Annotated in this window: 26 protein-coding genes; 18 read left to right on the plus strand and 8 right to left on the minus strand. The window is 64.8% G+C overall.

Features of this window, described 5'->3' with window-relative positions; all coding sequences use genetic code 11:
- The first annotated feature begins 102 nt into the window (after nucleotides 1-102).
- The 5 genes from H3H39_RS06930 to H3H39_RS06950 all read left to right on the plus strand — a co-directional run bounded on the left by H3H39_RS06930 (nucleotide 103) and on the right by H3H39_RS06950 (nucleotide 4403).
- A complete protein-coding gene (locus tag H3H39_RS06930; RefSeq protein ID WP_182152648.1) occupies nucleotides 103-840 on the plus strand; it encodes a phasin family protein in 738 nt (245 codons plus the stop codon).
- A 204-nt stretch (nucleotides 841-1044) separates the two neighbouring features.
- Entirely contained in the window at nucleotides 1045-2322 is a 1278-nt protein-coding gene (locus H3H39_RS06935) for a patatin-like phospholipase family protein (RefSeq protein WP_182152649.1), read from the plus strand.
- Between the two features lie 52 nt (nucleotides 2323-2374).
- Nucleotides 2375-3040 (plus strand): TetR/AcrR family transcriptional regulator, encoded by a 666-nt coding sequence (locus H3H39_RS06940; protein WP_182152650.1) that lies wholly within the window; start codon nucleotides 2375-2377, stop codon nucleotides 3038-3040.
- A 28-nt stretch (nucleotides 3041-3068) separates the two neighbouring features.
- On the plus strand, nucleotides 3069-3842 hold the full coding sequence (locus H3H39_RS06945; RefSeq protein WP_182152651.1) for a tetratricopeptide repeat protein: 774 nt from the start codon (nucleotides 3069-3071) through the stop codon (nucleotides 3840-3842).
- A 6-nt stretch (nucleotides 3843-3848) separates the two neighbouring features.
- Nucleotides 3849-4403, plus strand: coding sequence for an LOG family protein (locus tag H3H39_RS06950; RefSeq protein ID WP_182152652.1), 555 nt, complete (start codon nucleotides 3849-3851; stop codon nucleotides 4401-4403).
- Here the strand turns inward: H3H39_RS06950 and H3H39_RS06955 are convergent.
- The gene (locus tag H3H39_RS06955; protein ID WP_182152653.1) at nucleotides 4400-4909 is read right to left on the minus strand and encodes a M48 family metallopeptidase; all 510 of its coding nucleotides are present in this window, start codon (nucleotides 4907-4909) and stop codon (nucleotides 4400-4402) included. The two genes, H3H39_RS06950 and H3H39_RS06955, sit on opposite strands and share 4 nt — an antisense overlap.
- Nucleotides 4910-5024: 115 nt before the next feature.
- Between H3H39_RS06955 and H3H39_RS06960 the strand changes: the two genes are divergently transcribed.
- From H3H39_RS06960 to H3H39_RS06980, 5 genes are all read left to right on the plus strand, one after another.
- Complete coding sequence (locus H3H39_RS06960) at nucleotides 5025-5885, plus strand: GIY-YIG nuclease family protein (RefSeq protein ID WP_182152654.1); 861 nt, start codon at nucleotides 5025-5027, stop codon at nucleotides 5883-5885.
- A gap of 127 nt (nucleotides 5886-6012) precedes the next feature.
- Nucleotides 6013-6765, plus strand: coding sequence for a molybdate ABC transporter substrate-binding protein (modA, locus tag H3H39_RS06965; RefSeq protein WP_182152655.1), 753 nt, complete (start codon nucleotides 6013-6015; stop codon nucleotides 6763-6765).
- A gap of 12 nt (nucleotides 6766-6777) precedes the next feature.
- On the plus strand, nucleotides 6778-7455 hold the full coding sequence (gene modB / locus H3H39_RS06970; protein ID WP_375540407.1) for a molybdate ABC transporter permease subunit: 678 nt from the start codon (nucleotides 6778-6780) through the stop codon (nucleotides 7453-7455).
- A gap of 6 nt (nucleotides 7456-7461) precedes the next feature.
- Nucleotides 7462-8181, plus strand: coding sequence for an ABC transporter ATP-binding protein (locus H3H39_RS06975; RefSeq protein ID WP_182152656.1), 720 nt, complete (start codon nucleotides 7462-7464; stop codon nucleotides 8179-8181).
- An 85-nt stretch (nucleotides 8182-8266) separates the two neighbouring features.
- Nucleotides 8267-9070, plus strand: coding sequence for a TOBE domain-containing protein (locus tag H3H39_RS06980; protein WP_182153064.1), 804 nt, complete (start codon nucleotides 8267-8269; stop codon nucleotides 9068-9070).
- 20 nt (nucleotides 9071-9090) lie between these two features.
- Here the strand turns inward: H3H39_RS06980 and H3H39_RS06985 are convergent, their stop codons facing one another.
- The gene (locus H3H39_RS06985) at nucleotides 9091-9900 is read right to left on the minus strand and encodes a helix-turn-helix transcriptional regulator (protein WP_182152657.1); all 810 of its coding nucleotides are present in this window, start codon (nucleotides 9898-9900) and stop codon (nucleotides 9091-9093) included.
- 97 nt (nucleotides 9901-9997) lie between these two features.
- On the opposite strand from H3H39_RS06985, the gene H3H39_RS06990 reads away from it, so the two are divergent.
- Complete coding sequence (locus tag H3H39_RS06990; RefSeq protein WP_182152658.1) at nucleotides 9998-10822, plus strand: inositol monophosphatase family protein; 825 nt, start codon at nucleotides 9998-10000, stop codon at nucleotides 10820-10822.
- Nucleotides 10823-10849: 27 nt separating this feature from the next.
- On the opposite strand, the gene H3H39_RS06995 is transcribed toward H3H39_RS06990, so the two are convergent.
- From H3H39_RS06995 to H3H39_RS07005, 3 genes are all read right to left on the minus strand, one after another.
- Nucleotides 10850-11206 carry a KGG domain-containing protein gene (locus H3H39_RS06995; protein WP_182152659.1) on the minus strand — a complete coding sequence of 119 codons (357 nt, stop codon included), beginning with the start codon at nucleotides 11204-11206 and terminating at the stop codon, nucleotides 10850-10852.
- A gap of 139 nt (nucleotides 11207-11345) precedes the next feature.
- On the minus strand, nucleotides 11346-11834 hold the full coding sequence (locus H3H39_RS07000) for a hypothetical protein (RefSeq protein WP_182152660.1): 489 nt from the start codon (nucleotides 11832-11834) through the stop codon (nucleotides 11346-11348).
- Nucleotides 11835-12000: 166 nt separating this feature from the next.
- Nucleotides 12001-13032 (minus strand): NADP-dependent oxidoreductase, encoded by a 1032-nt coding sequence (locus H3H39_RS07005; protein ID WP_182152661.1) that lies wholly within the window; start codon nucleotides 13030-13032, stop codon nucleotides 12001-12003.
- 187 nt (nucleotides 13033-13219) lie between these two features.
- On the opposite strand from H3H39_RS07005, the gene purU reads away from it, so the two are divergent.
- From purU to H3H39_RS07040, 7 genes are all read left to right on the plus strand, one after another.
- Complete coding sequence (gene purU / locus H3H39_RS07010) at nucleotides 13220-14089, plus strand: formyltetrahydrofolate deformylase (RefSeq protein WP_182152662.1); 870 nt, start codon at nucleotides 13220-13222, stop codon at nucleotides 14087-14089.
- A gap of 29 nt (nucleotides 14090-14118) precedes the next feature.
- Complete coding sequence (locus H3H39_RS07015; protein WP_182152663.1) at nucleotides 14119-14661, plus strand: YaeQ family protein; 543 nt, start codon at nucleotides 14119-14121, stop codon at nucleotides 14659-14661.
- Nucleotides 14662-14744: 83 nt separating this feature from the next.
- The gene (locus tag H3H39_RS07020; RefSeq protein ID WP_255462438.1) at nucleotides 14745-15155 is read left to right on the plus strand and encodes a DUF2946 domain-containing protein; all 411 of its coding nucleotides are present in this window, start codon (nucleotides 14745-14747) and stop codon (nucleotides 15153-15155) included.
- Nucleotides 15156-15359: 204 nt separating this feature from the next.
- The gene (locus H3H39_RS07025; protein WP_182152665.1) at nucleotides 15360-15806 is read left to right on the plus strand and encodes a copper chaperone PCu(A)C; all 447 of its coding nucleotides are present in this window, start codon (nucleotides 15360-15362) and stop codon (nucleotides 15804-15806) included.
- A gap of 16 nt (nucleotides 15807-15822) precedes the next feature.
- Nucleotides 15823-18102, plus strand: coding sequence for a TonB-dependent receptor (locus H3H39_RS07030; RefSeq protein ID WP_182152666.1), 2280 nt, complete (start codon nucleotides 15823-15825; stop codon nucleotides 18100-18102).
- A 249-nt stretch (nucleotides 18103-18351) separates the two neighbouring features.
- Nucleotides 18352-19002, plus strand: a complete 651-nt coding sequence (locus H3H39_RS07035) for a class I SAM-dependent rRNA methyltransferase (protein WP_182152667.1) — start codon at nucleotides 18352-18354, stop codon at nucleotides 19000-19002.
- Between the two features lie 134 nt (nucleotides 19003-19136).
- Entirely contained in the window at nucleotides 19137-20258 is a 1122-nt protein-coding gene (locus H3H39_RS07040; protein WP_182152668.1) for a type IV pilus twitching motility protein PilT, read from the plus strand.
- A gap of 36 nt (nucleotides 20259-20294) precedes the next feature.
- Here the strand turns inward: H3H39_RS07040 and H3H39_RS07045 are convergent, their stop codons facing one another.
- From H3H39_RS07045 to H3H39_RS07055, 3 genes are all read right to left on the minus strand, one after another.
- On the minus strand, nucleotides 20295-21572 hold the full coding sequence (locus tag H3H39_RS07045; protein ID WP_182152669.1) for a c-type cytochrome: 1278 nt from the start codon (nucleotides 21570-21572) through the stop codon (nucleotides 20295-20297).
- 4 nt (nucleotides 21573-21576) lie between these two features.
- Nucleotides 21577-22305, minus strand: a complete 729-nt coding sequence (locus tag H3H39_RS07050; RefSeq protein ID WP_182152670.1) for a c-type cytochrome — start codon at nucleotides 22303-22305, stop codon at nucleotides 21577-21579.
- 162 nt (nucleotides 22306-22467) lie between these two features.
- Entirely contained in the window at nucleotides 22468-23196 is a 729-nt protein-coding gene (locus H3H39_RS07055) for a 3'-5' exonuclease (protein WP_182152671.1), read from the minus strand.
- Nucleotides 23197-23199 lie beyond the last annotated feature (3 nt).

Here is a 23199-nt window from a genome sequence, read left to right on the forward strand (position 1 = left end):
TTAGAACGGCGGCTCTACCGCATTAGTATCACCGCTCTAGTTTTGCTGTCTAAAATGAAATTATGTAAATCCGAATCAATCAAAAACAGACAGGAGCAGACCATGGTAAAGAAACTGAAGACTCTGGCAAAAGACGACGACAAACAACTGGCTAACGCCGTGCGCAATTCGGCTCAGCAAATCTGGCAAGCCGGCCTGGGCGCTTTCGCCAAGGCGCAGGAAGAAGGCGGCCGTGTGTTCGCCAAGCTGGTCAAGGAAGGCACTGAGCTGCAAAAGCGTACCCGCAGCCTGGCCGAGGAAAAAGTATCGGACGTGCGTGACACCGTCAGCGGCCTGGCCGATGGCATGGGCAAGCAAGCGGCCGGTTCGTGGGACAAGCTGGAGCAAGTGTTCGAAGAGCGCGTGGCCCGCGCCCTGAGCTCGATCGGCGTGCCTACCCACAAAGATGTGCAAACCCTGAGCAAGCGCGTGGAACAGCTGAGCAAGGCCGTTGAACAGCTGACCGGCAAGAAGCTGCCAGCCGCCAAGGCCGAGCCGAAAGCGGCCGCCGCCAAGAAGCCAGCCGCCAAAGCCGCCGCCAAGCCAGCCGCAAAAGCTGCCGCCAAGCCTGCCGCCAAAGCCGCGCCGAAAGCAGCCAAGCCTGCCGTGAAAGCCGCCGCGAAACCAGCCGCCAAGACCGCAGCCAAGCCAGCCGCGAAAGCCAAGCCAGCCGCCAAGGCCAAGCCAGCCGCCAAGGCCGCCATCAGCTTCCCGACCGTCGCTTCCGTGAAAGCGGCAGCCGAAGCCAAGAAGCCTGTCGTGGCAGTGAACGCGGTGGCAACGGACACGCCAGCAGCCTGAGCAAGCGGACGCGGCGCCGATTCCCCTCGGTCCTCACCCCGGCCTGTGCACGGGCCGGGTCTGAGGGGAACGCGAACGTAGCAATATCCGGGCTTGTGCGGTGCGCAGGCCTTTTTTTTGTCCAGTATCGTCCTCACACTTGTGGCATAGAAACACGCCACCAGCACGTATCGCCGGTAACAGCTGAAGAAATGTAGTACTGCCATGCCCAAGATTGACGCACCACCCAGCAAGTCCGCCCGCCGCGCCGGCGCCACCGTATCGCGCCGGGCATCCCGCGCAGCGGCGCCCAAGCCCCGTATTGGTCTGGCGCTGGCTGGCGGTGGACCGCTGGCCGCCGTGTACGAGATCGGCGCGCTGGCCGCGCTGGAAGAGGCGGTCGAAGGGCTGGACCTGAACCAAGCCAAGATTTATGTGGGTGTGAGCGCGGGCGGCATCATCGCCGCCGGCCTGGCCAATGGCGTCACGCCGCACCAGATGTGCAGGTTGTTTATTGAAAGCGATGTGGACGCCGTCGATGGCGCCATCCTGTTTAAACCGGAAACGCTGCTGCGTCCGGCGTTGCGGGAGTTCGGCAAGCGCGTGAGCGCCGCGCCTGGTCTGTTCGCGGGTGCGCTGTTCCATTACGTGAGCCGGCGCGGTACGCTGGCCTCGTCGTTCGAACGCATGAAGGAATTGCTGCCGGCTGGTTTCTTCTCGGGCGACGCGATCGGTGATTTCCTGGCCGCCACCTTTTCCCAGGCTGGCCGCAGCAACGACTTCCGCAAGCTGCGCCGCAAGCTGGTAATCGTGGCCACCGACCTGGACACGGGCAAGGCCGTCCGTTTCGGCACGCCGGGCTGGGACAGCACGCCGATCTCGGTGGCCGTGCAAGCCAGTTCCGCCGTGCCTGGCCTGTTTCCGCCGGTGGAGGTGGATGGCCACCATTTTGTGGACGGCGCGCTGCGCAAGACCATGCACGCCTCGATCGCGCTGGAAGAGGGCGTGGACCTGCTGCTGTGCGTGAATCCCATCGTGCCGTACAACGCGCGCTTCCAGGCGGGCGCGCGCAAGCTGGCCAATGGCGGTTTGCTCGATGTGTTGTCGCAGACGCTGCGCTCGATCCTGCATTCGCGATTGGAGACGGGCCTGGCCAGTTACCAGATCAGCCATCCGGATGTCGACATCCTGCTGTTCCAGCCCAGCGAGGATGACGCGGAGCTGTTTTTCACCAACATTTTCAGCTACAACAACCGGCGCAGGATGTGCGAGCAAGCCTATCAGAACACCCGCATGATGTTGTGGGAACAACGCGAACAACTGGCGCCGCGCCTGGCGCGTCACGGCATGCGCCTCAAGTTGTCCGTGCTGAGCGACACCAGCCTGACCCTGGTGAGCCAGAAACCGGCGCGCAGGGCCACCACGCGGCTGGACAATGTACTCAACGACCTTGAACGGTATTTAAAAGTAGTCCATGGCCATCCAACGCACGGCAGTTTCTAAATTGGCAGCTTCGGTGTTATGCTTGCAGGAGAATAAAGAGAGATCGCCTGCTATGCTACAAAAAGCTCCCCGCCGCACCCGAGAACGCATCCTGGAATTATCCCTGCGCTTATTTAACGAATTTGGCGAACCGAATATCACGACCACCGTGATAGCCGAGGAGATGAATATCTCGCCGGGAAATCTGTACTACCACTTCCGCAACAAGGACGACATCGTCAATTCGATCTTCGCGCAATTCGAGGCGGAAATCGAACGCATTCTGACGGTGCCCGATGGCCGCCGCTCGAATATCGAGGACGTGTGGCTGTATCTGCACCTGATGTTTGAATTGATCTGGCGTTACCGGTTCTTTTACCGCGACCTGAATGACCTGTTGTCGCGCAACCGCAAGCTGGAACTGCATTTCAAGCAGATCCTGGCGCACAAGATCAAGGTGGCCAAGCAGCTGTGCGAAGACTTGCGCAGCGAACAGTCGATGGAGGCGAGCGACGTGGCCATCGACGCCATGGCCACCAATATGGTGGTGGTGGCCACTTATTGGCTGTCCTACGAATACGTGCGCAATCCCCGTAAATACACGGAGCAGCAATCGATGGCGGACGCGCTGGCGCGCGGCTGCTACCAGGTGTTGTCGCAGATCGGCCCTTACCTGCGCGGTGAAACCAGCGTGCTGTTCCAGAAGTTGTCTGAAGAATATTTGAAAAAGTTGAAATAACCAATTGAAATAACTCTCGGAGAAAACTATGGCATGGAGTAAATTCCCGCATCCCGACGATGCTTATGTGTACACGGCGGCCAGCCTGAAGAAGGCCTGGCCCCGCCTGCACGTGGGCGATGCGGAACCGTTCCCGAAAGACGCGCGCCTGGTCGAGGCGTGGATCGCCTTCCATGCGGGCGATTTCGAGCGCGCCACCAAGCTGGGCCTGGATGTCGGTGTGGATGGTTACTCCGTGGCGCACAAGGCCACCTGCATGTACGCCACCTATCTGGAAAAGAACGAGAAGAAAAAGATCGCCACCTTCGAGGAAGTGGCCGAGCGCTGCGAGCGCCAGCAGCAGGAGCAGCCCGACAACGCGGCCGGTTACTACTGGCATGCTTATGCGCTGGGCCGCTACGCCCAGGGCATCTCCGTGGTCAAGGCGCTGGCCCAGGGCGTGGGCGCCAAGGTCAAGCACAGCCTGGATATGACCCTCAAGCTGGCCCCCAAACATGCGGATGCGCACATCGCGCTGGGCGCCTATCACAGCGAGATCATCGACAAGGTGGGCGCCATGATCGGCGGCCTGACCTATGGCGTGAAGAAGGAAGAGGGCTACAAGCACTTCAAGCAGTCGCTGGAACTTAATCCCGACTCGGCCATCGCCCGCATCGAGTATGCTAACGCCTTGGTCATGCTCGACGGCAAAAAGAAGATGGACGAAGCCGTCGCCCTGTACGAGGCTGCGGCCGGCTGCGAACCGCGCGATGCGATGGAACGGCTGGACGTGGAATTGGCGAAAGAAGAATTAGAGGATTAATCCGCTGTGACGAAAGCGATCTGTGTGTACTGCGGCGCCAACCCCGGCGCCAGCCCCCGTTATGCGGACGCGGCCCGCGCGCTGGGCCGCGCGCTGGTGGAAGACAATATCGCGCTGGTGTACGGCGGCGGCAATGTGGGCCTGATGGGCATCATCGCCGACGAAGTGCTGCGCCTGGGCGGCGATGTCACCGGCGTGATCCCGACCGCGCTGATGGAGCGCGAAGTGGGCCACATGGGATTGACGCGCCAATTCATCGTCAAGGACATGCACGAGCGCAAAGCCATGATGGCCAAGCTGGCCGATGGCTTCATCGCCATGCCCGGCGGCATGGGCACGCTGGAGGAATTGTTCGAGATGTTGACCTGGTCGCAGCTGGGCATCCATGCCAAGCCGGTCGGCCTGCTCAACGTGGACGGCTTCTATGACAGCCTGATGGGCTTCATCGGCCATGCCAGCGGCGAAGGTTTCATCCGCCCGCAGCACGCGGCCCTGATGATGGTGGAGTCCGATCCACAAGCGCTGGTGCAACGCCTGCGCTCACGCCCTGCCGAGGTTTAAGACCAGAGCCGCTGGCCCGCCGTATCGAGCTGGGTCAGGTACAGCCGCAAGTCGAACTCGTACTGGTGGTAGTTCGGTTCCATGTAGGTGCACAGCTTGTAGAACGCCTTGTCGTGCTGCTTTTCCTTCACGTGCGCCAGTTCATGGACGGCGATCATGCGCAGGAATTCCAGCGGCACTTCCTTGAACACGGTGGCCACACGGATCTCGTGCTTGGCCTTGAGCTTGCCACCCTGCACCCGCGAGATGGACGTGTGCAAGCCCAGCGCGTGGTTGATCACATGGATCTTGCTGTCGAACTCCACCTTGTTGATCGGCTCGGCGTTGCGCAAGTGTTCAGTTTTTAAATCCTGCACGTACTGGTACAGCGCCTTGTCGGTGCGGATGTCGTGCGCCTTCGGGTAGCGCTTGAGCAGCACTTCGCCCAGGCGGTTTTGCGCGACCAGCTGCGACACCTGTTGCTGGGTCTGTTCGGAATAGGCGCTGAGGTACTTGAGGGCGGACATGATGGAAAGGCAAGAGCGAGCCGGGCAGGGGAGGCGGAAATATACCACAGCCGTTCAAAACGCCGTATGATGAGGCCGTGTCCCCGCTGCTCAGATTGCCCCGCTCTTTCTTCTCATGCGTACCCACGTCAATTCCCTGGGCCTGCTGATCCATGGCGATCCCGTCATTCCCTTCGTCTATCCCGAACATATCGACCGCGCCAGCCTCGATGCGCTGCCGTCCCAGGCCGGCATCTACATTTTCCGTGACGACGCTGGCGAGCCGCTGTATGTGGGCAAGAGTGTCAATATCCGCCAGCGCGTGCTGAGCCACCTGCGTACGCCCGAGGAAGGACGGATGCTGCAATGCGCGCGCCGGGTGGATTTCGAATGCACGGGCGGTGAGATCGGTGCGCTGCTGCGCGAGTCGCAACTGATCAAGCAGTGGCAGCCGCCGTTCAACCAGAAACTGCGCGGCTTGCGCGAGATGTGCTCGCTGCGCATGGCGGGCGACCTGCCTGAGGTGGTCTTTTCCAGCGCGGTGGACTTCGCCCGCACGCCAGGTTTGTATGGCCTGTTCGGCACCCGCGCCAGCGCGTTGGAAACGCTGCGTAACGTGGCCGACAGCGCCGGCCTGTGCTGCGCCACGCTGCGGCTGGAAAAAGTGGCGCGCGGCCGGCCATGCTTCGCGCGCCAGCTGGGCCGTTGCGGCGGCGTCTGCGTCGGCGCCGAGAGCGCCCAGGTGCACGGCGAGCGGGTGCGGGCGGCGCTGGAGCCGCTGCATATCGCGCCGTGGCCGTTCGCGGGCGCCATCGGCATCGTCGAGCTGGCGGATGGGGTGCGGCAGGTGCATGTGGTCGATCACTGGTGCTACCTGGGGCCGCGTGCCAAGGGACGGCGCCGCGCCAGGCCCCCGCTGGCCCAGTTTGATTTCGACGTCTACCAGATCCTCGTCAGGCCGCTGTCGCAAGGTGGCTTGACGCTGGAACTGCCCTAGGCCTATTCCTGTTCCATGCCCGCTTTAAGCCGTAGGGCGTCTAGCCATTTCGGTGTACAGCGGGAAACGATATTGCGCTATATAATCCCGTATATTGCGAAATTGGCCACCTTGGAAAGGAATAGGTATGGTGCGGAGATTCAGTGTAGTTGCGGCGCTGCTGTTGCTGGCTGCGACCGGGACGGCTGGCGCAGCCGATATCACGGTGTCGGCGGCGGCCAGCCTGACCAATGCGTTCAAGGATATCGCCCAGGCTTACCAGCAGGCCAACGTGGGCGACCGGGTGCAATTGAACTTCGGCGGCTCCGATGCGCTCGTGCAGCAGATCGCCAAGGGCGCGCCGGTGGACGTGTTGGCATCGGCCGACCAGGAGGCGATGGACAAGGCCGAGAGCCAGCGATTGTTGCAGTTGGCGAGCCGCGTCAATTTCGCCAGCAACCGCGTGGTGCTGATCGTGCCGGCCAGCGGTGGGCCGGAGGTGCATGGCCTTGGTGATTTATTGCACTCAGGCGTCAAGCGCATCACGCTCGGCAATCCGGCCAGCGTGCCCATCGGCCGCTACGCCAAGCATGCGTTGGAACAGGCGCGGCTGTGGACGGACGTGGAGCCCAAGGCCATTTACGCCACCTCCGTGCGCCAGAGCCTGGATTACGTGGCGCGCGGCGAGGCGGACGCCGGTTTCGTCTACGCCACCGACGTGGCGGTCCAAAAGGACAAGGTGAAAGTGGTGGCCAACGTCGCCACCGATACGCCGGTCAGCTATCCGATCGCCGTGACGGCCGGCAGCACGGCGCCCGAGGCCGGACGCCGCTTCGTCACGTTCGTGCTGTCCCCGGTTGGGCAGGCTATTTTGGGCAAGTACGGTTTCGGCCGTCCTTGAGCGCGCGCTGACATGATGGATAACCCGGCCTGGATCGCGCTCGCGCTGTCGCTCAAAGTGGCGGGCTGGGCCACGGCCATCGATTTGCTGCTGGGCCTGGCGCTGGGCTATCTGCTGGCGCGCTGCCGCTTTCCCGGCCGCGAGTTGCTGGACGCCATGTTGACCTTGCCGATGGTGATGCCGCCTACCGTGCTCGGCTATTACTTGCTGGTGCTGATCGGCCGTAACGGCTGGCTCGGCGGCTGGCTGCAGCGCAGCTTTGGCATCAACCTGATTTTTACCTGGCAGGCGGCCGTGATCGCGGCCGCCGTGGTGGCGTTCCCGCTGGTGCTCAAGGCGGCCCGCTCCGCGTTCGAAACGGTGGACCGCCAGCTGGAGCAGGCCGCCCATGTGCTCGGCGTGTCATCGTTCGGCGTGTTCCTGCGCGTGACCATGCCGCTGGCCTGGCGCGGCGTGCTGGCTGGCGCCTTGCTGGCGTTCGCCCGCTCCATGGGCGAGTTCGGCGCCACGCTGATGGTGGCCGGCAGCATCCCCGGCAAAACGCAGACGCTGTCCATCGCCGTGTACGAAGCCGTGCAGGCGGGGCAGGACGACAGCGCCAACGCCCTGGTGCTGGTCACTTCCGTCACCTGCATCGTGGTGCTGGTGCTGGCCAGCAAACTGACGCCCAAGCGTCTCGTGAACGATTGAACCGCCATGCAGATCCAGGTCGACATCCGTAAAACCCTGCGCTCGGGCAGCCGCACGTTCACGCTGGACGCGCAGTTCGCGTCGGACAGCCAGCGCATCGTCATCTATGGCCCATCGGGCGCCGGCAAGAGCCAGCTGATGAAAGCCGTGGCCGGGCTGATGACGCCGGACGCGGGCCGCATCGCGCTCGATGGCCGCTGCCTGTTCGACCGCGAGGGCGGCGTGGATCTGGCGCCGCAGCGGCGCCAGGTGGGCTATCTGTTCCAGGACTACGCGCTGTTCCCCCATTTGAACGTGCGGCAGAATATCGCCTTTGGTTTGGCGCGCGGTTGGTTCAATCCGCGTGCGCGGGCCGACAGCGCGGCCGTGCGCTACTGGCTGCAAGCGTTCGAGCTGGAACATGTGGCGCACCAGTTTCCGCACGAATTGTCGGGTGGGCAGCGGCAGCGCGTGGCGCTGGCGCGGGCGCTGGTGGCTGATCCGCAAGCCTTGCTGCTGGATGAGCCGTTCGCGGCGCTGGACCCCAGCCTGCGCGCGCGCATGCGCTCGGAGTTGGACGCGCTGCAACGCCGGCTGGCCATCCCCATGATTTTGATCACGCACGACCCGGACGACGCGCGCGCGTTCGGCGAGCATATCCTGCGCATGGAAGACGGCAGGATCACGCCGGTGCGCACTTTCGATTTTTCTGAGATGAACGATGGCACACGACAAACTGCAAGCTGAATCGCTGGCCTTCGCCGCGCCCGCCGAGGCGCACGACATGGGACAAGGCGTGGAGCAAGACATGGAACAAGACCTCGCGCAAGGCATGGCGCCCGCGCTGGCGCTGGAAGGTGATGTATGGATGACGGTGGGCGGCGCGAAGCTGGGCGGCCCGGACCGGGTGGCGCTGTTGGCGGCCATCGCCGAGACGGGTTCCATCACGGGCGCGGCCAAGGCCGTCAAGATGAGCTACAAGGGCGCGTGGGACGCCATCGACGCCATGAACAACCTGGCCGGCGCCACGCTGGTCGAGCGCGTGGCCGGCGGCAAGGGCGGCGGTGGCACGCGGCTGACGGCGCGCGGCGCGCAACTGGTGGCCAATTTCCGCCAGATCGCGGCCGAACATGAAAAATTCATCGCTCACCTGAGCAGCCAGTCCCACGGCCTGGCCGACGATTTTTTATTGATACGGAAGATGCAGATGCAAACCAGCGCACGTAACCAGTTCAGCGGCACCGTCATCGCCGTGCAGCGCGGCGCCGTGAATGATGAGGTGGTATTGGAAATCATGGGCGGCCAGCAGGTGGTGGCCACCATCACGCGCGACAGTTGCGACAGCCTGGGCTTGCAGGTGGGGACGGCCGCGTTCGCACTGGTCAAGGCTTCGTCCATCATCGTTATGACGGACGCGAGCGGCGCGCGTTTGTCGGCCCGCAATCAGCTGGCCGGCACGGTGGTGCGCTTGCAGCCTGGCGCCGTCAATTCGGAAGTGAGCATCGCGCTGCCGGGCGGCGGCACCGTCGCCGCCATCATCACGCGCGACAGCGCCGATGCGCTGGGCCTGGCCGTGGGCGCGCCGGCCACGGCCATCTTCAAAGCCTCCAGCGTCATCCTCGGCACGGCCGGCTGACGCATCACCACTGGGGGTGGCTAGACCTGGCCCCAAGGCAAGAACTTGGCGGGCGTGGTGCCCAGGGTGCGGCGGAACAGGGCGATGAAACTGCTCACGCTGTCATAGCCCAGGTTCATGGCCACCGTGGTCACGGATTCGCCCGCCGTCAGCAGTTCCATGCCTTTCTGCAGGCGCGCGATCTGGCGCCATTCCACCAGCGACATTCCGGTTTCATTGCGGAAGTGGCGCGTTACGCTGCGCCGCGACAGGCCGATGCGTTCCGCCCAGCCGTCGAGATCCGTTTCGTCGGCCGGGTTTTCCGCGATGCTGGTCGCCATGCTCAACAGGCGCGGGTGGCGCGGCATGATCAGGCGCAGCGGGTCCGGCTCGGCGCGGCCTATTTCATCGAGGAACACCATCATCAAACGGTGCTCGGCCGCGTCGGTGGGCGCGCCTTGCGGCCAGCCGCGCATGCGCTCGAACAGGGCGTGGGCCACGGGCGACAGGCGCAGCACCTGGGGCTGGGCCGGCAGCGCCTCGCACAGCGACGGCGCCAGGTGCAGCGTGTAACCGGCCAGGCCGGGGCGCAACTTGCTGCCGTGGACGCTGGCGCCGTGCGCCATCTGCGGCGGCACCCAGCCCAGCCGTCCCGGCGGCAGCACGGTGCGATTGCCGCCCGCTTCCAGCACGATCAATCCTTGCAGGGCGATGTACATCTGGCCTTCCGGATGACGGTGGACGTGTTTGCCGCTTTCTGTCCCGGACAGGTCGGCATGGGTGGGCATGAGCCGCATGGGAAAGTCGGCCGACAGCCGGCGTTCTTCAAAGGGAGGAGGGTGTAAATGCATATTGTGGCCCGATCGCGTTATCTCTTGTCTGGCGCCAGTTAGCCGGACGACGGCGCTGCTGGCATGCTAGGACTTTCATTTATAGCAAGGATTTAACATGACTGCAATCGATACCGAGGAGGTGCTCGCCTTGTTGCGGACCGTGGGCGCATCCTTGTGTGACACTTTCTGGCAATTGGAACCGGTGGTGGAGCTGGATGAGATGGCGGCCGCCTTCCAGCGCATCGACGGTGCGGCGTCGGCCGCGTTGCGCTGCGGGCTGGCCGAACTGTATCCGCGCATCGGCTGGATGGAAGGGGAATTCGAAGGCGCCGACAGCGACGACGAGGAAGCCATCGCCTTGCTGGCGCGGGGCGAATACTGGATCTGCGACGCGATCGATGGCGCGCCCCAGTTCCTGCGCGCGTTGCCGAACTGGGCCATGTCGCTGACGCTGGTGCGCGAAGGCGTGCCCGTGTTCGTGGCCGTGTTCGACGCGGCCCATGACGAGATGTTCCATGCCGTATGGGGCGCTGGCGCCTGGTGCAACGGCAAGCCGGTGCGGGTGAACGAGCGCGAGAGCCACTACAACGGCGTGGTGGCCACCAGCCAGCCGCCGTTCGCCGTCAAACAGCCGCGCGCGGTGAGCAGGGCCGGCCATGCCCTGAGCGCCATGTTGCCGGACGTGGCGGCCGTGCACAACCTGGGCTGCACGTCGCTGCAACTGGCCTATGTGGCTTGCGGCCGCCTCGATGCGTTCTGGGAATTTGGCGAGGACGGCTTCAACTGCCTGGGCCCGGCGTTGCTGGTGCGCGAGGCGGGTGGCATGGTGACGCAGGTCGATGGCGCGCCTTATCGCCTGCTGTCAGCCGATATCGCGGCCGCGCCACCGCGGGTGCACGCATCCATGCTGCTGCGATTGCGGGAAGTGCTGGCGGCATAGCGGCCGCCGCCAGCGCGAAGGCGGCACTTAGCTGCCGTCTTCCTTGTCGCCTTGTCTGGCGCCGCTCTTGTCTTGTTGTTGCGAGCTGGCGCTGGCGCGCGCCTTGCCGTTCTGGCGCGCGGCCAGTTGCCGGTTCTCGCCGCCCTTGCGGCCGATTTCCGCCATGTGTTCCCGGTCGCGGCTGACCGCTTCGCCGCCTTTCTGGCCGGCGCGGCGCGCTTCCTCCGAATCGAACTCGTGCGCCGTGCCTTTCTGATGCGCGGCCTGGCCGCCCTTGCTGGCAATTTCGCGCTGCTGCGCTTCGCTCATGGCGGCAAAGCCGCGTTTGGCCGTGCCTTTTTGCGTGCCGCTCTTGCCTTGATCGCTACCGTGATTGCTGGCCATATCGACCTCCTTGGTCTTGGGTGAGTTGTGGTTCGCTGAGCACCGCGCCGCCCGCGAGGCGCGCACGTTCGGGCTGCTCTGCGTGGTTAGAGGCGGGACGCCGGCGGAAGTTCCAGTTCCTTGCGGCGCGGGCCACCGTTCAATGGGGCCGCTGGTCGGCGGGCTCGCCCGCATGACCGTCGCCGCCATGCATGCCGGCGTGCATCTGCTGCATCGTCTCCTGCTGGCGTTCGGTGGCCCTGGCCGCTTCCTCCGAGGCGCGGCGCATGGTGTCTTCGGCCACGGCCGTGGCCGAACGGCTCAGTTTGGGCATATGGGTTTCCGTGGCGCGCGCCAGGTCGTCGCAGGCGTGGGCCATGGTGTCGGCCAGCTTGCGCTGGTAGTCGCGCAGCGGGCCGTTGGCTGGGTTGAGCTTGCCGCCTAGCGCCGCGCCCAGTTCTGCCGCGTTGCCGCCGCTCAGTGTGCGCTGGTATATCTGCCCCAGGTCGCCCAGCATGTCGCGTGCCAGTTGTAAATTCAGTTCGCCGACCTTGTGCAGCGTGTCGAGCATGTGCTGGCTGACGTCGGTGGAATAGGTGATCAGGGCATCGCAATGCGAGCGTAATGCGGGAGTGACGAAGGTGTCCATGGCATATCCTCAAGCTGGCGGGTGCAAAGGTCCGGCGGCGCCGGACGGCAAATGCAGACTTGGGATAGACGGCGGCCGAGAACGGAAGTTCCGTGGCCGCGAAAAAAAAGAGGGGAGGGACGCCGCACCGCGCGTGCTGGCGGTGGTGCGGCGCCGGGGCGTGGGCTTAGTCCTGCGCCACCTGCAGCACCAGCTTGCCGAAGTTCTTGCCTTCAAACAGCATGTTGAGTGCTTGCGGGAATTGTTCGATGCCTTGCACGATGTCTTCCTTGCTCTTGATCTTGCCTTGCTTGAGCCACTGGCCCAGCGCGGCCACGCCCAGGTGGTAGCGGTCGGCGTAATCGAAGACGACGATGCCTTCCATGCGCGCCCGGTTGACCAGCAGCGACAGGTAGTTGGCCGGCCCTTTCACGGCGTCCGTGTTGTTGTACTGCGAGATGGCGCCGCAGATAACGATGCGGGCCTTCAGGTTGATACGGGTCAGCACCGTATCCAGGATGTCGCCGCCCACGTTGTCGAAATACACGTCCACGCCTTGCGGACAATGCTGCTTGAGTCCATCGCGCACGGAACCGCCCTTGTAGTCGATGCAGGCGTCGAAGCCCAGTTCATTGACGACGAAATCGCATTTCTCCTTGCCGCCGGCGATACCCACCACGCGGCAGCCCAGTTGCTTGGCCACCTGGCCCACGGTCTGGCCCACGGCGCCGGCCGCGCCCGACACCACCACCGTCTCGCCGGCCTTGGGCTGGCCCGATTCGAGCAGGCCGAAATAGGCCGTCATGCCGGGCATGCCCAGCGTGTTGAGGTAAGTGGTCAACGGCGCCAGCGCCGGATCGACCTTGTAGAAGGCGCCCGCCTTGTCGTCGGCCGCGCCGATCCAGTAGCGCTGCACGCCCATGCCGCCCGACACGTGGTCGCCCACGGCGAATTTGGGCGAGCGCGAGGCCAGCACCACGCCCACGCCGCCGGCCCGCATCACTTCACCGATGGCCACCGGGCGGATGTAGGACTTGGCGTCGTTCATCCAGCCGCGCATGGCCGGGTCCAGCGACAGGTACAGCACCTTGACCAGGATTTCGCCCTCGGCCAGTTCGCGCACCGGTTCCACCACCTGCTGCCAGTCGCTGGCCTTGACCATGCCCACCGGGCGGGCGGCGAGGCGGAATTGCAGGTTCTCCAAGACGTTCGTTGTCATTTTTTCTTCCTCTGTAAGGGTAGGTGGCGTCCACTATACCGCATAAATGCACGACCGTGCTATTTCCTGTTTTGTGACGCGAGCTTGTCCGCGGTCATGCTAATTTACCCACTTTTTTACGGCAGGGCCTCAGGCATGCGACAATATCGCCCTTGTTCAGATAACCAATCATTGCCCAAACGCAGCCATGACCCACCCCGAATACATTTTGACTCTCTCCTGCCTGGACCAGCGCGGTATCGTTCATCGCGTATCGGGCTTCCTGGCCGCTCACGGCTGCAACATCATCGACTCGGCCCAGTTCGGCGATGGCGAGTCGCGCCTGTTCTTCATGCGCGTGCACTTCGCGCTGGAGGACAGCGCCGTGGGCGACGCGCTGCTGCGCGCCGATTTCACCGTGCTGGCGGCCGAGATGGGCCTGAACTGGGAACTGCGCGACGCCCGCTACAAGCCGCGCGTGATGCTGATGGTGTCCAAGATCGGCCACTGCCTGAACGACCTGCTGTTCCGCTACAAGAGCGGCCTGCTGCCGGTGGAGATTCCGGCCATCGTGTCCAACCACATGGACTTCTACCAGCTGGCGGCCAGCTACAACATCCCGTTCCACCACCTGCCGCTGGCCACCGGCGCGCCCAAGGAAGCCAAGGCCGCGCAGGAAGCGAAAATCATCGAGCTGATGGACACCCACGGCGTCGACCTGGTGGTGCTGGCGCGCTACATGCAGATCCTGTCGCCGGAACTGTGCGCGGCCCTGAAGGGCAAGGCGATCAACATCCACCATTCCTTCCTGCCCAGCTTCAAGGGCGCCAAGCCGTATGCGCAAGCCCACAACCGCGGCGTGAAGCTGATCGGCGCCACCGCTCACTTCGTGACGGGCGACCTGGATGAAGGCCCTATCATCGAGCAGGACGTGGAGCGGGTCGACCATTCGATGGATGCCGAGACGCTGTCGGCCATCGGCCGCGACGTGGAATGCGTGGTGCTGGCGCGCGCCGTCAAGTGGTTCGTCGAGCACCGCATCCTGCAAAACGGCGACAAGACCGTCGTTTTCAAGTAATCGTTTATATCACTACAAAGATTCACAAGATGGCCCTCAAAGCGACAATCTACAAAGCCGATCTGCAAATCGCGGACATGGACCGCAACTTCTACGAAGGCCAGGTGCTGACGCTGGCCCGTCATCCGTCCGAGACGGACGAGCGCATGATGGTGCGGTTGCTGGCCTTCGCCATCCACGCCAATGAGGCGCTGACCTTCACCAAGGGCTTGTTCGACGTGGAGGAGCCGGACCTGTGGCAGAAGGACCTGACGGGCGCCATCCAGCTGTGGATCGAAGTGGGCCAGCCGGACGAGAAGAAGCTGCTCAAGGCCTGTGGCCGTTCCGAGCACGTGGTGGTGTACAGCTACAGCGCCACCAGCCATATCTGGTGGAAGCAGCTGGCCAACAAGGTTGAACGGTGCAAGAACCTGACCGTGATTAACCTGCCGTCGGACGCCATGGCCGAGCTGGAAAAGATGGCCCAGCGCACCATGCAGCTGCAATGTACGATCCAGGATGGCCAGATCTGGCTGACGGATGGCACCACGACGGTGGAAATCGGCCGCGAAACCTTCAAGGGCGAACGCTGATCTATTCCTGAAAAGGACAGCATAAATCAAGTTCATCCAAGCTCGCCGCGTGGGGGAAATCCACGCTCGGCTATAATCGACCCATGTCCAGGAAAACGAATCTACGCGCGCTGCACATCTGGATCGCATGTCTTGCGATCCTCATGAACGCGCTCGCGCCTTCGATTTCCCATGCCGTCGCCTTCATGCAGGGCCAGCCCGCCACCTGGGAAATCTGCCGCACCACCATGCAGGCCGCACCGGCCGGCGATGTGGTCCAGGCCATGCTGGCCGATGGCGCCGACCAACAGCAGGCGCCGCACAAGGCCATGTTCAGCATGGACGATTGCGGCTATTGCACACCGCACGCCGGCAGCTACGGCCTGCTGCCCACGCTCGTTTCCGGGCTGGGCCTGTTCAGCACCCACTCGATCCAACCTTTCCTGTTCTACCGCTCGCCCGCGCCGCTGACGGCGTGGTCGGCCTCCCGTCCGCGCGGTCCGCCCGCGGCCTGATCGCGGCCGCGCCCTGCGCGCCGCCGCTCCTCTCCCGTACCCGATTACCCTGGGCGCCTGATCGTCGATCGCCGCGCCTGAAATAGTGCCGCCCCCGTGCGGCTCCGCGCGTACCGCCGTCGTGCGCTCGCCGCTGTCCGCCCCAGGACACGCAGGCCCAGCACCGCGCACCGGCCCGTGCCGCCACTTGAAGAGAGAATGAACATGAAAAAGCAAATGCTGACCTTCCTCGCGTCGATGACGCTCGCCTCCTGCGCCATGGCCCAGGTCACCGTGAAGGATGCCTGGATCCGCGCCACCGTCCCCACCGCCAAGGCCACCGGCGCGTTCATGCAGTTGCAGTCGGCACGCGACGCGCGCCTGGTTGAAGTGCGCTCCAGCGCGGCCGGCGTGGTCGAGATCCACGAAATGGCGATGGAAGGCCAGATGATGCGCATGCACGCCGTCGCGGGCCTCGATCTGCCGGCCGGCAAAGCGGTGAACCTGGCCTCGGGCAGTTACCACGTGATGCTGCTGGACTTGAAGCGCCAGTTGAAGGAGGGCGACACGGTGCCCATGACGCTGGTGATCCAGAACCAGGACAAGAAGACGGAAACGGTGTCGTTGTCGGTCCCGGTCAAGGCGCTCAACTACGCCGCGCCTAAACACTAAGCCGACGGAGCCTGCCATGACACATCGCATCCAGGTCAAACCGCTGGTCCTGTTATTGTCCCTGCTGGGCGCCGGCCATGCCGTGGCCGACGAAGCCCAGCCGATGACGGTGATCGCCATCAACGGCGGCCGTCCCAGCTCGCTGCCGACCCAGATTCCCACCACCATCGAAGGCATCACCGGCCCGCAGATCGAGGAGCGCATCAACGCCCTCGACAGCGAGGACGCCCTCAAATACCTGCCCAGCCTGAACGTGCGCAAACGCTACGTGGGCGATTACGACCACGCCGTGCTGGCCAGCCGCGCTTCCGGCACCGGCAACAGCGCCCGTTCCATGGTGTACGCGGACGGCATCCTGCTGTCCAACTTGCTGGGCAACGGCGCCACCTACACGCCGCGCTGGGGCCTGGTTACGCCCGAGGAAATCGAACGGGTGGACGTGCTCTATGGTCCATTCTCGGCCGCCTACGCGGGCAATTCCGTCGGCGCCGTGGTCGACTTCATGACCCGCATGCCGACCCGCTTCGAAGCCCACTTCAAGCTGTCCGGCTTCGGCCAGGCGTTCAGGCAGTACGGCACCGACGCCCATTACGTGGGCAAGCAGGGCAGCGCCTCCATCGGCGACCGCCAAGGCGCGTGGTCGTGGTGGCTGGACCTGTCGCGGCTGGACAGCAATGGCCAGCCCATCGCCTTCGCCAATAAACTGGTGAGCAAGGGCGTGCCCGGCAGCGCCGGCCTGCCCGTGACGGGCGCGCTGGCCGACCGCAATCCCATCAACCAGGATTGGCTGATTTTGGGCGCCACCAACCAGATCCACACCATCCAGGATCACGCCAAGGTCAAGCTGGCCTACGATGTGACGCCTGTGCTGCGGGCCAGCTACACGCTGGGCTGGTGGAAGAACGACGCCGAGCGCCACTCCGATTCCTACCTGCGTGATGCGGCCGGCAACGCCGTCTACACGGGCGACGACAAGAACCGCATCAACTTCGGCGGCAAGACCTACACCTTGCTGGCCTCCGACTTCGCGCCCAGCATGGGCGACCTGGAACACATGATGCACGGCCTGTCGCTCAAGAGCCATAGCAAGGGCGTGTTCGACTGGGAACTGGCGGCCAGCCTGTACGACTACCACCGCGACCTGGTGCGCACCCCGACCGTGCTGGTGGCGAATGCGCAAACCAATGGCCAGGGCAATATCACCGATATGGGCGGCAGCGGCTGGAATACGCTGGCGCTGAAAGGCACGTGGCGCCCGGACGGCATGGCTGGCGCCCACATCGTCGATTTCGGCCTGCAGCGCGACAGCGCCAAACTGCGCACCCACGTGTTCAGCAGCGGCGACTTGCTGCACGCGGTGGACGGCACGCCGGTGTCCGACTTCAATGGCGACACCCGCCTGGAAAGCCTGTTCGGGCAGGATACCTGGCGTATCGCACCGCTGTGGAAAGCCACGCTGGGCGCGCGGCTGGAGCGCTGGCAGGCGTTCGATGGCCAGGTCGGCGCCAAAGGCAAGCTGTTGCCGTTCACTGACCGCAGTGAAACGGCCTGGTCGCCCAAGGCGGCGCTGGCCTGGAACGCCACGGACGAATGGACCATGAAAGCCTCCACCGGCCGCGCCGTGCGCAATCCGACGGCGGCCGAGATGTTCCAGGGTTCTATCGTGGACGGCGATCTGCTCTATTCCAACCCCAACCTGAAGGCGGAAAAATCGTGGACCAGCGAGTTGACGGCCGAGCGCCTGAACGCCGATTCTAGCCTGCGTGCCACGCTGTTCCATGAGGTCACGCGCGATGCCCTGTATTCGCAGCCGCTGACGCCGACCGTCAACACGGTCCAGAACGTGGGCAAGATCCGCACCACGGGCGTGGAGTTCTCGCACCAGGCCGACAATGTGCTGCTGTCCGGCCTGAGCATCACGGACAGCCTGACCTACGCCGATTCGCGCATCGTCGCCAACGACGCCTTCTCGGCCAGCGTGGGCAAGCTGCAACCGCGCGTGCCGCGCTGGCGCGCCAACTTCCTGGCCGCCTACCAGGCCAACGCGCAGTGGAGCGGCACGTACGGTGTGCGCTACAGCGGCAAGCAGTACGGCACGCTGGACAACACCGACCCGAACGGCAATACCTACACGGGCGTGTCGAAGTTCCTGGTGATGGACGTGCGCCTGCGCTACCGGCTGGGCGCGCACTGGACAGCGTCGGCCGGCATCGATAACCTGAACAATGCCAAATACTGGGCCTACCATCCCTACACCCAGCGCACGCTGGTGGCGGAACTGAAGTACGACCTGTAGGAATGGAAATACGACCTGTAAAGCAACATGCCCGGAGCGATCCGGGCATGTTGCTTTCAGGGGGAGGGATTCCCGTGCCATGTGTGTCAATTATCTTTGTCGAGTTAAATATTTTGTATCATGTTTGCGCCGACCGTGCCAGCGGCGTGCCGGCGGCGCCGGTGCAATGAGGTATCATGCCGGCATCGCACCGCTTGGCGGCGCAACGTCACCCTGACCGGCCGCGCCGGTCAATCTCACTGGAATACCATGCTGATCATCACCATCAAACAGGGCAAGGAAAAAAGCTTGCTGGCCGGCGAACCGTGGATTTACGCGTCCGCGATCGAAAAAGTGGACGGGAAGCCGCAGGAAAAAATGAAGCCCGGTTCGACTGCCATCGTGCAGACTTCGTCGCGCCAGTTCCTGGCCCGCGCCGCCTATAACTCGAAATCGCAGATCCGCGCCCGCGTGTGGAGCTTCCGCCAGGATGAGCCGATCGACCACGCGCTGATGAAGCGCCGCGTCAAGGCCGCCATCGAGAAGCGCGCCGCCAGCCTGCGCCAGGCGGCCGCCACGGCCCTGGTGCCGCTGGTGCTGGGCGAGGAGGATGGCTTGCCCGGCCTGCTGGTGGAGAGCTATGGCGGCCCGTCCGGCTACCTGATCTGCCGCTTCCAGGCTGGCGGCGTGGATGCGTGGAAGGTACCTATCGTGCAGGCACTGCTCGCGGAAACGGGTTGCAAGAATGTCTACGAGCGCTGCGACGAGCTGGTGCGCAAGGGCGAAGGCTTGCCACTGTTCTCGGGCGCCCTGGCCGGCGACGCGCCGCCCGACCGGGCCGAGGTGACGGACGCCAACCAGCGCTGGCAGATGGACTTGCGCACCGGTTTCGAATACCCCAAGACCCGCCAGCCACGCTGACGCCAGGCGCCTGTTGCGCCCAAGTTCCATATAGTTAATTTTCTTGTGGCAATCTTTGGCGCTGGTCTTATAATCGCCGTAGCAGTTGGGGACGGTTGCCCAACGGCGCAACGGACCCGGAGAGCAGAGCAAAGATGGAACATCACTTGTCGTCGCAAATACGCACGTTGTCCTATGTGGAGAACGAAGACCATCCCGTGTTTGGCACGCTGGTCGAGCAGATCCTGCACCTGCTGAACTCCAAGCTGATCTTCAGCGACATCCTGATCCACCAGAACAGTCCCTTGCTGCTGCGCCAACCCAAGGGCCTGGTGGCGGTGACGGATTCGCCCATCACGCGCGAGGAGCTGGAGGAGTTCTTCGAAGTGGTGGAGCCCAATTGGTCCGAACGGATCCAGGACCGCGCCTTCGACCGTTCGATCGACCTGCACACGGCCCGCATCCGCGCCAACTGCTTCACCTTCCAGGGCAAGAAGCGGCTGGGCTGCGTGATCCGGCGCTTCCCCAAGGAGCCGATGGCGCTGGGCCAGCTGGGCCTGCGCCAGGACGAGCAGGACTTCGCCAAGCTCGCCAGTGGCCTGGTGCTGATCATCGGCGACACGTGCCAGGGCAAGTCGACCACCATCGCCTCCATGCTCGACGAGATCAACAAGAACCGTTCGGGCCACATCATCACCATTGAAGATCCGGTGGAAACCCTGATCCCGCAGCGCAAATGCGTGATCACCCAGCGCGAGGTGGGCTTCGACGGCGACGTGGAAAGTTTCTACCTGGGCGCGCTGGACGCGTTGCGCGAGCGGCCTGACGTGATCGTGATCGGCGAGATCCGCGACGCCCAGACGGCGCAGGAAGCGCTGGCGCTGGCCGAATCGGGTCCGCTGGTGCTGGCCTCGCTGCACGCCCGTTCCACCGAGCTGGGGTTGCAGAAGATGGTACGCCTGCTGGGTAACACGGAACCGCAATCGCAGGCGCTGGCCCATGCGCTGCGCGGTGTGCTGTGCCAGGCGCTGCTGCCGTCTGTCGAGGGCGAACGCTACCACCTGGCCACGGAATGCCTGACCTCCAATCCGGAAGTGGTGCAGATGATCGCCAGCGGTAATGTGTCGGCCATCCGCGGCTGGATGGAAGGCAAATCGGCGCCCGGTTGCCACACCATGAACGCTTCGCTGCGCGCGCTGCTGGCCGCCGGCAAGGTCAGCCCGGAAGATGCGCGTAACGCCAGCACCAACCGCGTCGGCCTGACCGAGCGCGTTTAACCGGAGGCCGCGCGCGGCCCCCTCCATCTCACCACTTCAATCGAGCGGCACGTTGCGGTAGCGGTTCACGTCCTGGCCCGTGATGGGCGGGGCATTGTTGCCCCACGCGCTGCGCAGGTAGGACACCACGGCCGCCACTTCCGTATCGTTCAAGGCATGGCCGAACGGCGGCATGCCATAGGGGCGCGGATTGCCCGCCGTGCCGGGCGCGAAGCCGCCATTGAGCACGAGACGGATCGGGTTCACGGCTTCCTCCATCGTCAGCGCGCGGTTGCCGGCCAGCGGCGGCACGCCCGGTGGCAAGCCCTTGCCGTTGGCGCCGTGGCAGTCCACGCAATGCTTGTTGTACAGCCGCGCGCCGGCCAGCAGGAATTCCTTGGCCTGGGCCGACGTGTCGCGCTCGTAATTCGATTTCTCCGCCGCGCCCGGCAACGCCCGCAGATAGACCGTCATGGCCTGGATGTCGGCGTCGCTCAGGTGCTGCAGGCTTTGCCGCACCACTTCGGCCATCGGCCCGAACACGGTGGCGCGCGGCGACACGCCCGTCTTCAACAGCGCCGCCACATGTTCCGGCCGCCATTCGCCCAGGCCCGCTTCCGCGTCGGCCGTCAGCGATGGGGCGTACCAGCCCAATACGGGGATCATGCCGCCTGACAGGGTGTCGCTGGTGGCGCCCAGCGTATTGCGTTCGCTGTGGCAGGCGGCGCAATGGCCCAGGCCTTCGACCAGGTAGGCGCCCCGGTTCCAGTCGGCCGATTGGGTGGGCTGGGGGCGGAACACGGCCGGCTTGAAGTACAGCGCGCGCCACGCGGCCAGCATGAATTGCTGGTTGTACGGGAAGCGCAGCTGGTGCGGGCGGTTGGGCTGGCGCGCCGCCGGCACGCTCTGGAAGTAGGCGTACAGCGCATCGGCGTCGTCGCGCGACACCTTGGTGTAGTTGGTGTAGGGGAAGGCCGGATACAGCAGGCGGCCATCTTTCGATTTGCCGTTGTGCAGGGCGCGCCAGAAGTCGTCCGCGCTCCAGGCGCCGATGCCCGTCTCGCGGTCGGCGGTGATGTTGGGCGTGACCATGGTGCCGAACGGCGTGGGCAGCGCCCGCCCGCCCGCGTAAGGCGCGCCGCCGCGCGTGGTGTGGCAGGCCATGCAGTCGCCGGCGCGGGCCAGGTAGGCGCCGCGCGCCACGCGCTCGGCCGGCGCCAGCGCGGCCGTGGTGGTGGGCGGCGGGCCGGCATCGTCGATGGGCCACAGGGCGATGGCGAGCACGGTGGCCAGCAGCGCGCCGGCGCACGCGAGGATCAGGGTGACGGTCTTCATAGGATCATGGGGCCGGCACGCTGCCGCACTTGAGCGGCATCGGCATGGCGATGGTGGTGGCGGGGCGGGCGGCCGGATCGGCCGGCTGGCTGGCCAGCCAGGACGAGACGGCGGCGACGTCGGCGTCCGTCAGGCGGCTGGTGATCTCGGCCATGCAATCGGGCGCGGCGGCGCGTCGTACCTTGTTGCGCCAGGCGCCGAATTGGGCGTTGATGTAATCGTGCGGCAGGCCGATCAGGCCGGGGATGGCGGGCGCCACGCCCGTCAGCGGTTCGCCGTGGCAGGCCACGCAGGCGGGAATTTTCTTCGCCGGATCGCCGTGGCGCACCAGCGTGCGGCCCCGTTCCAGGGTGCCGGCGCTGGCGGTGCTGGTTGCTGGCGGCGGGTAGGGCGGGTGCTGTTCGGAGAAGTATTGCGCGATTTCCCGCAGATAGTCATCGGACAGGTGCTCCACCATGTAGGTCATCATGGGATAGCGGCGCCGTCCCTCGCGGAAATTGAGCAGCTGATTGTACAAGTAGCCGGCCGGCTTGCCGGCGATGCGGGGAAAGAAGGCGTCGCCGCGTTCCTTGATGGCGTGGCAGGCGGTGCAGGCTGCCACGCGCTGTTCCATGGTGTCGGGCAGGGTGGCGGGCGTGGCGGCCCGCGCCGGCAGGGCGCACGATAGCACCAGGGGCAGCGCCAACGTCAGCGTGCGTGCGGTGTGCCGTGCCACGGTCAAGGGTTTGAACATGAGCTATACCGTCTATCAGGAAAACGCGCAGGAAAATGCGCAGGAAAGCAAAGCGCCATTGCATATTTGGCGGTTTGGCAAGCATATACCGTGCTGCTGAATAATGACAGACGGGGTGCTGTTTTTTGCGCGTCGGTTGGATGCGAGCGAGTGGGGGGGCGTTCAGTGCTCGCCGGCCTGATCGTCCGCAGGCGCAGGCGCAGGTGCGGATGCAGGCGCGAGGGTGGATTCGGGGCGGCGCTTGCCTGGCCGGTGCTGGCGCGGCGGCTTGGGGGCCTTGAACGGCGGGATCTTGCCGCCTTGCGCGATCCAGTGGCGGTAGATGCGCAGCGCCACATGGGCGTCGTCTGCCGCGTACAGGATCTGCTTTTCGTTCAGGCGCGGGGTGGCCCAGTTGGTGGTGGAGATTTTTTTCGACTTCTGCAGCTTCTGGCCGAAGAACTTGGCCACCGCCGTCTTGGCGCCCAGGTCGTTGCGCTGGCCCGGCGTGCGCAGCGCAACCGACAGGTCCAGCACGCGGGCGGCCTGGATCTCCAGTTTGGCGTGCAGGCGCTTGACGTCGTCGGACAGGCCGAAGCCCACCTTGATGGTCTGTTCCGACTCCAGGATGGCCTTGAGCACATCGCGCGCGGGATGGGCGCCGACGGGGAACAGGTAGGCGATGCGGTCCGTGGCCAGCTGGATCAGGTGCGGCCCGGTCGATTTTTCACCTTTGAGGAAGGTGGGCTTGGATTCCGTGTCGAAGCCGATGGCGTCCGATGCCAGCAAGTCGGCGCGCGCCTCCTCGGCTTGCGCCGGCGTGCTCACCACGCGCACGTCGCGCAGCGTGATGCCCGGGTAGGGCGGCAGTTCAGGCGCTCCGGGCGCGCCGGCCGGCACGGCTTCCGGCATCAA

The sequence above is a fragment of the Rugamonas apoptosis genome, from assembly GCF_014042355.1.
GTDB lineage: Bacteria > Pseudomonadota > Gammaproteobacteria > Burkholderiales > Burkholderiaceae_D > Rugamonas > Rugamonas apoptosis.

What these genes read in the sequence shown, in the direction of transcription:
- H3H39_RS06930 (WP_182152648.1), top strand. Translation starts at nt 103, where the DNA reads ATGGTAAAGAAACTGAAGACTCTGGCAAAAGACGACGACAAACAACTG.
- H3H39_RS06935 (WP_182152649.1), top strand. Translation starts at nt 1,045, where the DNA reads ATGCCCAAGATTGACGCACCACCCAGCAAGTCCGCCCGCCGCGCCGGC.
- H3H39_RS06940 (WP_182152650.1), top strand. Translation starts at nt 2,375, where the DNA reads ATGCTACAAAAAGCTCCCCGCCGCACCCGAGAACGCATCCTGGAATTA.
- H3H39_RS06945 (WP_182152651.1), top strand. Translation starts at nt 3,069, where the DNA reads ATGGCATGGAGTAAATTCCCGCATCCCGACGATGCTTATGTGTACACG.
- H3H39_RS06955 (WP_182152653.1), bottom strand. Translation starts at nt 4,909, where the DNA reads ATGTCCGCCCTCAAGTACCTCAGCGCCTATTCCGAACAGACCCAGCAA.
- H3H39_RS06960 (WP_182152654.1), top strand. Translation starts at nt 5,025, where the DNA reads ATGCGTACCCACGTCAATTCCCTGGGCCTGCTGATCCATGGCGATCCC.
- modA (WP_182152655.1), top strand. Translation starts at nt 6,013, where the DNA reads ATGGTGCGGAGATTCAGTGTAGTTGCGGCGCTGCTGTTGCTGGCTGCG.
- modB (WP_375540407.1), top strand. Translation starts at nt 6,778, where the DNA reads ATGATGGATAACCCGGCCTGGATCGCGCTCGCGCTGTCGCTCAAAGTG.
- H3H39_RS06975 (WP_182152656.1), top strand. Translation starts at nt 7,462, where the DNA reads ATGCAGATCCAGGTCGACATCCGTAAAACCCTGCGCTCGGGCAGCCGC.
- H3H39_RS06980 (WP_182153064.1), top strand. Translation starts at nt 8,267, where the DNA reads ATGGCGCCCGCGCTGGCGCTGGAAGGTGATGTATGGATGACGGTGGGC.
- H3H39_RS06985 (WP_182152657.1), bottom strand. Translation starts at nt 9,900, where the DNA reads ATGCATTTACACCCTCCTCCCTTTGAAGAACGCCGGCTGTCGGCCGAC.
- H3H39_RS06990 (WP_182152658.1), top strand. Translation starts at nt 9,998, where the DNA reads ATGACTGCAATCGATACCGAGGAGGTGCTCGCCTTGTTGCGGACCGTG.
- H3H39_RS06995 (WP_182152659.1), bottom strand. Translation starts at nt 11,206, where the DNA reads ATGGCCAGCAATCACGGTAGCGATCAAGGCAAGAGCGGCACGCAAAAA.
- H3H39_RS07000 (WP_182152660.1), bottom strand. Translation starts at nt 11,834, where the DNA reads ATGGACACCTTCGTCACTCCCGCATTACGCTCGCATTGCGATGCCCTG.
- H3H39_RS07005 (WP_182152661.1), bottom strand. Translation starts at nt 13,032, where the DNA reads ATGACAACGAACGTCTTGGAGAACCTGCAATTCCGCCTCGCCGCCCGC.
- purU (WP_182152662.1), top strand. Translation starts at nt 13,220, where the DNA reads ATGACCCACCCCGAATACATTTTGACTCTCTCCTGCCTGGACCAGCGC.
- H3H39_RS07015 (WP_182152663.1), top strand. Translation starts at nt 14,119, where the DNA reads ATGGCCCTCAAAGCGACAATCTACAAAGCCGATCTGCAAATCGCGGAC.
- H3H39_RS07020 (WP_255462438.1), top strand. Translation starts at nt 14,745, where the DNA reads ATGTCCAGGAAAACGAATCTACGCGCGCTGCACATCTGGATCGCATGT.
- H3H39_RS07025 (WP_182152665.1), top strand. Translation starts at nt 15,360, where the DNA reads ATGAAAAAGCAAATGCTGACCTTCCTCGCGTCGATGACGCTCGCCTCC.
- H3H39_RS07030 (WP_182152666.1), top strand. Translation starts at nt 15,823, where the DNA reads ATGACACATCGCATCCAGGTCAAACCGCTGGTCCTGTTATTGTCCCTG.
- H3H39_RS07035 (WP_182152667.1), top strand. Translation starts at nt 18,352, where the DNA reads ATGCTGATCATCACCATCAAACAGGGCAAGGAAAAAAGCTTGCTGGCC.
- H3H39_RS07040 (WP_182152668.1), top strand. Translation starts at nt 19,137, where the DNA reads ATGGAACATCACTTGTCGTCGCAAATACGCACGTTGTCCTATGTGGAG.
- H3H39_RS07045 (WP_182152669.1), bottom strand. Translation starts at nt 21,572, where the DNA reads ATGAAGACCGTCACCCTGATCCTCGCGTGCGCCGGCGCGCTGCTGGCC.
- H3H39_RS07050 (WP_182152670.1), bottom strand. Translation starts at nt 22,305, where the DNA reads ATGTTCAAACCCTTGACCGTGGCACGGCACACCGCACGCACGCTGACG.
- H3H39_RS07055 (WP_182152671.1), bottom strand. Translation starts at nt 23,196, where the DNA reads ATGCCGGAAGCCGTGCCGGCCGGCGCGCCCGGAGCGCCTGAACTGCCG.